Here is a 6,434-nt window from a genome sequence, read left to right as displayed (position 1 = left end):
CCGGGCAGCCCTCGCGGCACTGGGCGCCGACGCCGATGTCCGAGCCGTCACGGACGCCGTGTACGCCGACGTCGACCCTTCCGTCCGCCGCGCCGCGGAGCTCTCCGTCGCCGCGCAGCTGGACTACCTGCGCACTGGGGGGACGGTAGGCTAGGAACCATGCGTATCGCCCGGTTTGTAGTCGATTCTGATCCCCTCTACGGCATCGTGGAAGGTGAGCCCGGCAGTGAGGAAGTCACTGTCATCAAGGGCGACCCCTTCTTCCACGGCGTGGAACGAACCCCCATGAAGCACAAGCTGGAGGACGTCCGCCTGCTGGCGCCGATCATCCCGCGCAGCAAGGTGATCGGGGTTGGCCGCAACTTCGCGGAGCACGCCCGGGAACTCGGCAACGAGGTCCCGGCGCAGCCCCTGCTGTTCCTCAAGCCCAACACGTCCGTGATCGGGCCCAACGATCCCATTGTCCTGCCGGAATTCTCCGAGGACGTCTCCTTCGAGGCCGAGCTGTGCGTCGTCATTGGCCGGATCTGCAAGGACGTGCCCGAGGACCGGGTCGATGACGTGATCTTCGGCTACACCTGCGGCAATGACCTCACCGCCCGCGACGTCCAGAAGACGGACCTGCAGTGGGCCCGGGCCAAGGGCTTCGACACCTCGGCCCCGCTCGGGCCGTGGATCGAGACCGAGCTCGACACCGAGGACCTGCAGATCCAGGGCCGGCTCAATGGCGAACTGCGCCAGGACGGCAGCACGAACCAGATGATCCGCGGCGTCCGGGAGCTCGTCTCCATCGTCTCGCAGGCCTTCACCCTGCTGCCGGGCGACGTCATCATGACCGGTACCCCGGCCGGCGTCGGCGCCGTGCAGGCAGGCGACCGCTATGAGGTCGAGATCGAGGGCATCGGACGGCTCTCCAACCCGGTGGTCCGCCGCTAGAACTGTCCGTCAGGACCAAGAGCTCCGATTTCAGACAGCTGCCCCGTGGATCCACGGGGCGGCTGTCCTTTTCCGCAGCGGTAGTTCCGTGGCCGCATTCCGGGCGGGTGGCGCTGGGAGAGATTGGTAATGTTGGTACCACTATGACTACTGCTTCCGCGGCCGACGCCGTTCCCAGCTCCGCCCCTGCTGCCTCCACCGGTGAAGTCACCGCTGACACCCCGGTCCGTGTCCGGTTCTGCCCGTCACCCACGGGCACCCCGCACGTCGGGCTGATCCGCACCGCCCTGTTCAACTGGGCCCACGCCCGGCACACCAAGGGCACCTTTGTGTTCCGGATCGAGGACACGGACGCGGCCCGCGACTCGGAGGAGAGCTACCAGCAGCTGCTCGAGGCCCTCAAATGGCTCGGCATCACCTGGGAAGAGGGCGTGGAAGTCGGCGGCCCGCACGAGCCCTACCGCCAGTCGCAGCGCCTGGACCTCTACAAGGACGTCGTGGCCAAGCTGATCGACGCCGGTTACGCCTACGAGTGCTACTCCTCGCCGGAAGAAGTTGAAGCCCGCCACCGCGCCGCCGGCCGCGACCCGAAGCTCGGCTACGACAACTTCGACCGCGAACTCTCCGAGGACCAGCTCGCCGCGTTCAAGGCCGAGGGCCGCCAGCCTGTGCTGCGCGTCCGGATGCCCGACGAGGACGTCACGTTCACCGACATGGTCCGCGGCGAGATCACCTTCAAGGCCGGCAGCATCCCGGACTACGTTATTGTCCGCGCCGACGGCTCCCCGCTCTACACCCTCGTCAACCCCGTGGACGACGCCCTCATGGGCATCACCCACGTGCTCCGCGGCGAGGACCTGCTCTCCTCCACGCCCCGCCAGGTGGTGCTGATCCAGGCGCTGATGGACATTGGCGTCGCCAGCTACATGCCGGTCTTCGGCCATCTGCCGTACGTCATGGGCGAGGGCAACAAGAAGCTCTCCAAGCGCGACCCCCAGTCCAACCTGTTCCTGCTCCGGGACCGTGGCTTCATCCCCGAGGGCCTGCTGAACTACCTGTCCCTGCTCGGCTGGAGCCTCTCCGCCGACGAGGACATCTTCACCGTGGACCAGCTGATCGAGCACTTCGACGTCAACGACGTGCTGGCCAACCCGGCACGCTTCGACATCAAGAAGGCCGAAGCCATCAACGGCACCCACATCCGCATGCTCGGCGCCGAGGACTTCCGCGGCCGCCTGGTGCCCTACCTGCAGGCCGCCGGCTTCGTGGGGGAGATCCTCACGGACCGCGATGAGGAGATCCTGGCCGAGGCCGCACCGCTGATCCAGGAGCGCATCTCGCTGCTGGGCGAGGCCCCCGAAATGATAGCGTTCCTGTTCAAGGCCGACGACGCCATCGACGTCGCCGACGACGCCCGCAAGGGCCTGCCGGAGAACCTCACCGAGGTGCTCGACGCCGCCCTGGCCGCCCTGGAGCCCGTTGCCGACTGGACGGCCGAGAACATCCAGGTCGCCCTGAAGGAAGCCCTCGTGGAAGGCCTCGGCGTCAAACCGCGCCTGGCGTTCGGCCCGGTCCGCACGGCTGTCTCGGGCCGGCGGATCTCCCCGCCGCTGTTCGAGTCCATGGTCATCCTGGGCAAGGATTCCTCCCTGGCCCGCCTGCGCGCTTTCCGCGGCTGAGATGCTGGCAGCGGGCCTGGGCACAGTCCGTGGGGTTCTGTTCGACATTGACGACACCCTCGTGGACCTCGAATTCGCCATGACGACGGCCCTCCGCGACGTCAGCGAGCACCTCCTGCCCGGCCTGGACGAAGCTGGGTGGGAGAGGTTCGGACGGATCTTCACCCATGAAACCACCCACTTCTACGACCGCTACCTGGCCGGCGAGATCACGTTCAATGAGCAGCGCCTGCTCCGCGGCCGGGCGGCGCTGGGGTACTTCGGCGTCGAACTTGCCGACGGCGAACAGGCCCACCACTGGGTGAGTTCCTACGCGAGCCGCCAGCACGGCTACATCCGGGCGTTCGACGACGTCGGGCCCCTGCTGGACGCCCTGGACGCGGCCGGCATTCCCTACGGCGCCGTGAGCAACAACGTCCACGACTATCAGCGCGTGAAGCTGGACGCGGCCGGGCTGGAACGGATTGCCGTTCTGGTTGGCACCGACACCGTTGGCGCCGCAAAGCCGGACCCGGCGATCTACCTCGAGGGTGTCCGGCGGATCGGTACGGGTCCCGGCCAAACGCTGTACGTCGGGGACAACCGGCTGCTCGATGCGGAAGGTTCGACGGCGGCCGGCCTCCTCGGCGTCTGGCTGAACCGCGGCGGGGAACCGGCCCCGGGCTTCCTGGGCCGCGAGGTCGGCTCCCTGCTGGACCTGCTGGCGCAGCCGCCGCTGTAACCGGCGCTGCATCCGGCGCCGTAACCGGCGCTGCAACCGGCACCGGAAGCTACCGTGGTCCGGCCTGCCTCTTCCGCAGCGCCAGGAAGGCGCCAACGGCGCCAAGGGCCAGCATTGCGACGAGTCCCAGTGCAGTGGCGGCGTCGGACTGCCGGAGCAAGCTGGTGGGCGACACCGCGGCAGCTCCGGAATACAGCGTGCCGGTGCCATCGGCAATCCGGGCGTTGCCGTCCGCGAGCTTGTCCGCCCCCGTGGCCAGTTGCGAGGAGCCGGACGCCAGCTTGGTGCTGCCGGCCGAGAGTTCTGAGGCCCCGGAGGCCAGGGCCCGGGAGCCGCCCAGCAGGCCGGGGTTGGCAGGATCGGCCGGATTGCCCTTGATCCCGGCGTTCAGGGCCACGGTTCCGTCGGCCAGGCGCGAGCTGCCCTCGGTCATCCGGGCGGCGGCCCTGAGCAGGCCCGGGTGCTCGGGGTCGCCGGGGACCCCGTCCATCCCGACCCGGATCTTGGACGTGCCGTCGGCCAGGAGCCGGGTGCCCAGCACCACGCCCGGGCTGCCGGGGTCTTGGCTGTTGAGCTTCCCGGCCAGCGTCGCGAATCCGGCCTTGAGCTTGCCCGTTCCTGCGTTCAGCTGGCCCGCGCCGTCCTGCAGCCGCTGCGCGCCGGCCTGCAGCTGGCTGGCACCGGCGTCGAGCTTGTGCGCGCCTGCGGTGATCTTGGCGATCTTGTCCTTCACCACCGAAAGCGGAACGAGCCCCTTGACCGGATCATCCGCCGCCGCCTCCAGCAGTTCCAGTGCCTGAGCCAGGGCCGCGGTCCCGGTTCCGGCCTCCGGATTGCCGTTGGCACCGCGGTAGCCCTTGAGCTGGTCCGTGCCGCCTGCCAGCGCAGCGGTACCGCCGGCCAGCTGGGCCGCGCCGCCGTCGAGCCGGGTGGCCCCGTCGGCGAGGTTGTTCTCTGCGTTGCCCGCCGGCGTCGGCGTCAGCGCGGCCGAAAGCTGCACGGCCCCCGCCGCGAGCTTCTGCGCACCGTCGTCGACTTTGTAGACGCCGGGGGCCAGCTTGCTGGTGACATCGGCTTCGATCCTGACGGCACCTTCGGCCAACTTGCCGGCACCGGCCTGGAGCTTGTCCGCCCCGGGTGCCAGCTTGGTGCTGATGCCCGAGGAGATCTTTTCCGCCCCCGCGGAAAGTTTTCCAGCCCCGGTATCGGCCAGGCTGGCGCCGTTGGCGAGTTTCCCGGCGCCGTCGTCCAGCTGGCCGGCTCCGGCGGACGCCTGGGCGGCCCCGTCCCTGAGCTTGGCCGAACCGTCCGTGATGCGGCCCGTGACGAGGGTATAGAACCCCAGCAGGGCAATGAGCAGCAACGCCAGGGTGGCGATGGCGATTTGCTGCGCACGGGTCCGGGTCTTGCTGATAGCGGCACGACTCTGTGGCACATGATTCCTCTCGACGTTCCCGCCGGCAGCGGCTCCGCTGACGGCCACCCCAGCAGCTGTGACGCAGCTAACACCGGAAAATGAGCGCAAAGCTGCCCGCAGCGGAGTGGGGGAGGGGAGGTTACTCGTTGGTAACTTACCGAGCGTAAACGTGTTTCCGCCGGATTGGCAAGGGCTGGCGCGGGTATTGCCGCCATCGGCGCCGCGCGCGGCCCGCTCCGGCGGCGCGATCCCGCCGTCTTGCGCCCGATTTGTGGAAGTGAAAACTCTCGGGTAAAGTAATTACTCGTGCTGAGGCGCCGGGAGCGAGGGTTTAGGCCCAAACATCCGGAGCGAAAGTGCCTTTGGGATATGGTGTAATTGGCAACACTACGGTTTCTGGTACCGTCATTCTAGGTTCGAGTCCTGGTATCCCAGCTCTGAAGTTCCGCGGGTTTCCGCTGAAATTCGGAAGTTTTGAATCGGCTGGTCCGATTTGAAACGGCGGCCAAATGTATGAAACAATCATTTGGCTTGAATGGCAGAAATGCTGTTCAGGAAGTACGCGGCCCCATCGTATAGCGGCCTAGTACGCTGCCCTCTCACGGCGGTAACGCGGGTTCGAATCCCGCTGGGGTCACAATGAAAACGGTCCCGGGCATCAGCCCGGGGCCGTTTTTCGTTTCCCGGATTGACTGGGCTTCCAGGCGAGACTCGTCCGCCGGCGTATTGCCGGGCGCGCCGAGTCCCGCCAAGCGCTGCGCATGGCGCTTTGGTTCCGCGCAGCGGCGCCCCCGCAGGAACCACGTTCTGAACTGGCATGATGATGCAGTGAGCTCCCATGAAACCGGCCCCGGGGCCGCAACCGGCGTGGCCCTCCTGGAGGCAGTGCGGCAGGACCTCGCGGCCCTCCGGCTGCCGCTCGCCCTGCCCGGGACGGACCAAATGCGCTTGGACCTTCGAAGGGCCGTGGCTCAACTCGATGACTACATCCTGCCCCGGTACCGCAGCCTCGATGCGCCCCTGCTGGCCGTGGTGGGCGGTTCCACCGGGGCCGGAAAATCCACCCTGGTCAACGCCCTGGTGGGCCACCCCGTCACGCGGGCCGGTGCGATCCGCCCCACCACCCGCCAGCCCATCCTGCTCCACCATCCCGCCGACGCCGCCTGGTTTGAGGGCCAGCGGGTGCTGCCGGCCCTGGGCCGCATCCGGGGTGCCCTCGTGGACGGCCGGGCGCAGGCCCCGGCTGATGCGGCGTTGGATCCCGGCCCGGTGACCTCCCTGGTCCTGGTCTCCGACTCCGCGGTCCCGCCCGGAATCGCCGTGGTCGACGCGCCCGACGTCGACTCCGTTTCCGAGAACAACCGGCAGCTGGCCGGGCAGTTGCTTGCCGCCGCGGACCTCTGGGTGTTTGTCACCACAGCCAACCGGTATGCAGACGCCGTGCCCTGGCGTCTGCTCCTGGATGCGGCCTCCCGCGACATCATGGTGGCCGTGGTCCTGGACCGGGTGCCGCCAGCGGCGGAAGCGGAGGTTAGCGCGGATCTGCAGGCCATGCTCAGCCGGGAAGGGCTGGGGGCCGCCCAATTGTTCGTGGTGCCGGAGCTGCCGCTGGATGCCGCAGGGATGCTTCCGGCAGAGGCCGTCGAGCCGCTGCGCGTTTGGCTCGGGAAGCTGGCAGGGG

The 6,434-nt window shown here is 68.4% G+C and carries 5 protein-coding genes, 2 tRNA genes and 1 pseudogene; 7 read left to right on the top strand and 1 reads right to left on the bottom strand.

Annotated elements, in window-relative coordinates:
• The 4 genes and pseudogenes from Y706_RS29510 to Y706_RS0122680 all read left to right on the top strand — a co-directional run.
• Window positions 1-154 (top strand): annotated as a pseudogene (locus Y706_RS29510) (MBL fold metallo-hydrolase); the annotation flags it as partial.
• 5 nt (window positions 155-159) lie between these two features.
• Entirely contained in the window at window positions 160-936 is a 777-nt protein-coding gene (locus Y706_RS0122690; RefSeq protein ID WP_026538927.1) for a fumarylacetoacetate hydrolase family protein, read from the top strand.
• A 143-nt stretch (window positions 937-1,079) separates the two neighbouring features.
• Window positions 1,080-2,615, top strand: a complete 1,536-nt coding sequence (gltX, locus tag Y706_RS0122685) for a glutamate--tRNA ligase (protein WP_028278366.1) — start codon at window positions 1,080-1,082, stop codon at window positions 2,613-2,615.
• Between the two features lies 1 nt (window position 2,616).
• Window positions 2,617-3,336, top strand: coding sequence for an HAD family hydrolase (locus Y706_RS0122680; RefSeq protein ID WP_028278365.1), 720 nt, complete (start codon window positions 2,617-2,619; stop codon window positions 3,334-3,336).
• A gap of 49 nt (window positions 3,337-3,385) precedes the next feature.
• On the opposite strand, the gene Y706_RS0122675 is transcribed toward Y706_RS0122680, so the two are convergent.
• Window positions 3,386-4,771, bottom strand: coding sequence for a hypothetical protein (locus Y706_RS0122675; RefSeq protein ID WP_028278364.1), 1,386 nt, complete (start codon window positions 4,769-4,771; stop codon window positions 3,386-3,388).
• Window positions 4,772-5,116: 345 nt separating this feature from the next.
• Here Y706_RS0122675 and Y706_RS0122670 point away from each other — a divergent pair.
• The 3 genes from Y706_RS0122670 to Y706_RS27295 all read left to right on the top strand — a co-directional run.
• A tRNA-Gln gene (locus Y706_RS0122670) sits at window positions 5,117-5,188 on the top strand.
• A gap of 129 nt (window positions 5,189-5,317) precedes the next feature.
• Window positions 5,318-5,390 (top strand) — tRNA-Glu (locus Y706_RS0122665).
• A 191-nt stretch (window positions 5,391-5,581) separates the two neighbouring features.
• Window positions 5,582-6,434 (top strand): dynamin family protein (locus Y706_RS27295; RefSeq protein ID WP_173403111.1); only part of this gene is annotated, 853 nt, incomplete at its 3' end.

It is taken from the genome of Arthrobacter sp. I3, from assembly GCF_000520575.1.
In the GTDB taxonomy this organism is placed as follows: Bacteria; Actinomycetota; Actinomycetes; order Actinomycetales; family Micrococcaceae; genus Arthrobacter; species Arthrobacter humicola_A.
This window is presented reverse-complemented; position numbering and strand designations above follow the sequence as displayed.